The 3,813-nt window shown below is 48.8% G+C and carries 5 protein-coding genes; 3 read left to right on the top strand and 2 right to left on the bottom strand.

The annotated features are described in order from the left end of the window. Both NTW95_02650 and NTW95_02645 read right to left on the bottom strand, forming a co-directional pair. A partial coding sequence (locus NTW95_02650) for a nucleotidyl transferase AbiEii/AbiGii toxin family protein (protein ID MCX6556320.1) occupies positions 1-669 on the bottom strand: 669 nt, incomplete at its 3' end. After that, positions 644-1,249 carry a type IV toxin-antitoxin system AbiEi family antitoxin domain-containing protein gene (locus NTW95_02645; protein ID MCX6556319.1) on the bottom strand — a complete coding sequence of 202 codons (606 nt, stop codon included), beginning with the start codon at positions 1,247-1,249 and terminating at the stop codon, positions 644-646. The genes NTW95_02650 and NTW95_02645, both read right to left, overlap by 26 nt. 13 nt (positions 1,250-1,262) lie before the next feature. Here NTW95_02645 and NTW95_02640 point away from each other — a divergent pair, with 13 nt between their 5' ends. From NTW95_02640 to NTW95_02630, 3 genes are all read left to right on the top strand, one after another. Beyond that, positions 1,263-1,478, top strand: coding sequence for a hypothetical protein (locus NTW95_02640; protein MCX6556318.1), 216 nt, complete (start codon positions 1,263-1,265; stop codon positions 1,476-1,478). Between the two features lie 377 nt (positions 1,479-1,855). Beyond that, entirely contained in the window at positions 1,856-2,662 is an 807-nt protein-coding gene (locus NTW95_02635) for a transcriptional regulator (GenBank protein ID MCX6556317.1), read from the top strand. Further along, entirely contained in the window at positions 2,659-3,630 is a 972-nt protein-coding gene (locus NTW95_02630) for a nucleotidyl transferase AbiEii/AbiGii toxin family protein (protein MCX6556316.1), read from the top strand. Before NTW95_02635 ends, NTW95_02630 begins: the two co-directional genes overlap by 4 nt. The last annotated feature ends 183 nt before the right edge of the window (positions 3,631-3,813 follow it).

The following is a 3,813-nucleotide window of genomic DNA, read 5'->3' as shown; positions in this document are numbered from 1 at the left end:
GTCCCAGGCCTGAAAATGCCTGCCGCCTGATTTTGCCTGTTTGACGCCGGATGCAAAATAAGCCATATTGCCTGTTGTTTTGTTTTTTAGAAACCACAGCGCATCATAGTAATCCCGCCCCCGGCTGTAAGGACGGAAAAGTAGGGCCAGCATCTTGCCGGCAAAAAGGGTGGGCAAATCGTATTTGCTGATTGGAAAAAGCTCGTCGAATCTTGAAACAAAAAATGTTTCCACCACTCCGCCCCCGGGCGGCTTGACATCCACTTCAAGTTTCACGGTCAGCTTTTGATTTTTGCTTGCGGGCAAATTGAAATGATCGATCAGGCCCGCCACCCGCACAAACGCTTTTTGAACCGTTTGCTCAGCGTTTACCTTCTGTTCCGCTTTGAATCCCAGCCGTTGCAAATCACGGACAACGGCCGCCGCGGTTTTTTCCAGTGAAAAAACACTTTTCCCCTCGACTAATGAAAAATACAGATCTTCGGAATAGCGCCTGGTTCCGTGGCAAATCCGCAAACAGGTGCCGCCGTGGAAAACAAGCCTCTTGCCCATTGGCAGAGCATACAGGGATTGCAGGATGCGCGTTTGCAGATATTCACGGCAAAGGTTCCATTTCTCGACAACCGTCGCCCCCGGATGTTCGCTAATAATCCTGGTTAGTTTTTGCATATTCCTTTAAAGACCTCCACAAACGTTCAATAACCGGTTTTCCATAAAGCGCCAGGTAGCGCTCGCCGCGCCGCCATCTTAAGCGGGACAAATTCAGCCAGCGCGCCTCTTGCCAAAACAATGGGTCGGCATGAAGGCGCGCATGGTGATAATAAAAATAATCCAGCACCGCCTTCTCCGGCTCAGCCAGAAACGTGACCGGATCGTACCCCGTAAAAAGCCCGGAACGAATATGGCGGAATACAAAACGGCCCCATGGTGTTTTAAACACGCGCGTAATCCGCGGCGTCACCAGTGTCTGCTCGAAAGGGGCATCCGGAATAATGCCGTGCATACTGAGAGCAGCCTCACAGCTGACGTAGGCGGGAGGATAAATCATCCGGATTTGCTCCTGCCAGGGCGCCGCTTTATCGGTAAAGGCATAGACCCCCCTGCGGATGCGCATCAAATCACCGCGTTTCACCCAGCGATGCAGCTGCAGCCTGAGCCCGGCCACGGACGATTCCCTGTCCACCAGGGACGCCTCCTGAAACGTGAAAACAGTTTTCGGGAACTTGCCGGCAAATTCTCTGTATTTCATATAATTATTATAAATGATAATTATCAGAAACACAATAATGGGAGTCGAGCGTTCGGAGTTGGGCGCGGGAGAAAGAGAAGAGTTCGGAGTCAAGCGTTCGGAGTTCGGCGTAGGAAGAAGAGAAGAGTTCGGAGTTGAGAGTTCGGAGTTCGGAGCAGGAAGAAGAGAAGAGTTCGGAGTTCGGCGTTTGGAGTTTGGAGCAGGAAGAAGAGAAGAAGTTCGGAGTTAAGCGTTCGGAGTTCGGCGTTTGGAGTTCGGAGCAGGAAGAAGAGGAGAGTTCGGAGTAAGAGGCAAGTCGATTTAGCAGATTCTGTAATCTGTCTTCCGACGTCTGACATCTGATGTCTGACATATTTTCTTCCCAATCGCGAATCTCTGATTTTAGGTCATGGGTCAAAGGTAAGAAATCGGTATACGGTAGACGATGTACAGCATGGAAAAGAAACTCTCTTTTTTTGCCCGGAGCGATTTTCTTTCAGGCTATGCGCGACCCTGATTCAAGAACTTCAATGGCGAATTGGTTTTTTAAGACAAAACACTTGACAAAAAACCGCGAATCACATAACATAATTATGGTATTTAAGTAATATTGTCAAGGAAGGCCAAATGAAACTTGAGACTTTTTTTCAAAGCCATCCGGTATTTACAGGGCCGGAACTTTCTCATTTTTTGGCTTCATATAGGCCGGTCGGAGCAAGGGATCGCGAGTCGCTGTTGGCTTATCATAAAAAAACGGGCAGGGTGATTCAAGTCCGCAATAATCTCTTCGCGGTTGTCCCGAGTAAAGCCGATCCCGGTACATATCCCGTGGATTCTTTCCTCCTGGCAGCAAGAATGACGAAAGATGCCGTACTCGCATTTCATACGGCCCTTGAGTTCCATGGACATGCGTATTCAGCTCAGCATATCTTCCGCTACCTGGCATTGCGTCCTGTGCCGCCGGTTACATTCAGAAAAACAGTCTTCCGGGGAACAAAATTTCCCACAGCCTTGATCCGGAAAGATAAAACCATTTTTGATGTCGTTACCATGGAGCGCTTGGGGATGGAACTGACCGTCACCAGTTTGGAGCGCACGATCGTGGATGTCCTCGACCGGCCCAATCTGTCCGGCAGTTGGGAAGAAATATGGCGCTCGCTGGAATCGGTTGGGTTTTTGGACCTCGACAAAGTAGTGGCTTATACCTTGCTGCTCGAAAATGCCACCACAGCCGCCAAGGTGGGATTTTATCTGGAACAACATCGCGAGTCATTGATGGTCGAAGATAAATACTTGAAAATTCTGCGCGATCTTGGCCCGAAACAACCACTTTACCTGAACCGGAACAACCGCCGAACCGGGAGACTCGTCTCGGACTGGAATCTGGTGGTCCCGACTGAAATCCTTGATCGGACCTGGGCAGAGGTTTTATGAACATTTCTTTGCAGAGGCTCTCTGCCGCGGCTCAAGTTACCGGCTTCAATGCCGAAATTCTGGAAAAAGTAGCGCAACTATTAGCGCTGCTGGGCAAATTTCAACAGCATCCGTATCTCAAAAAAAAACTGGTTCTTAAGGGAGGTACGGCTCTGAATCTCTTTTATTCTGATGTGCAAAGGCTTTCCGTCGATGTCGATCTGAACTATATTGGTAAGGAAGATCGTATGGCCATGCTTGCCGACCGCCCTAAAATCGATCAAGCCGTGCAAGCAGTCTTTGCCCGCGAAGGATTCTCGGTGAAACGTATACCCGATGAACATGCGGGTGGAAAATGGCGGCTACGATATCTAAACGCTTATGGCCGGACAAGCAATCTGGAGGTTGATATCAACTTCATGTGCCGGGTTCCCTTATGGCCGATTGCGGCATTAGATTCAACCAATGTAGGCGGATGGCAGGCCATAGACATTCCCATATTGGATTTCAATGAGCTGGCAGCAGGAAAAATCTCGGCGTTATTAGCAAGGAGAAAAGCCAGAGACCTTTTTGATAGTCACTGGATAATGCAATCTGCAAACCTTGATCCGCAACGTTTCCGCATCGCTGTAATCGTCTATGGCGCCATGAATCGCAAAGATTGGAGAACTATTCATGTAGAGGATATCCGTTTTGAAGCTAGGGAATTGGTGGAACAGCTTTTCCCGACACTCCGTTCAGGAATGCTCCCTGACAAAAAAAACGCCGTTGACTTTGGACGGGACTTGGTGGAAAACTGCCAACGACTGTTAAAACCATTTCTGCAATGGAATGAAGCAGAGCGGCATTTTTTAGATCTTTTACTGGATCAGGGAGTGATCGACCCGACAATTTTGACCACGGATATCCACCTTCAAGATCGCATTCGTCGGCAACCACTTTTAGAATGGAAAGCAATCCATGTTCGTCGTTATAAAGGATTAACCTGATAATTCAAGACCCTCATGGCTCTAGAAGAAGTTCGGAGTTAAGCGTTCGGAGTTCGGAGTAGGAGAAAGAGAAGAGTTCGGAGTTAAGCGTTCGGAGTTCGGAGTAGGAGAAAGAGAAGAAGTTCGGAGTTAAGCGTTCGGAGTTCGGAGCAGGAAGAAGAGGAGAGTTCGGAGTTAAGCTTT

Source organism: Candidatus Aminicenantes bacterium, assembly GCA_026393795.1.
Lineage (GTDB): Bacteria > Acidobacteriota > Aminicenantia > UBA2199 > UBA2199 > UBA2199.
The sequence above is the reverse complement of the archived record's forward strand: the minus strand, read 5'-3'. Positions and strand labels throughout refer to the sequence as shown.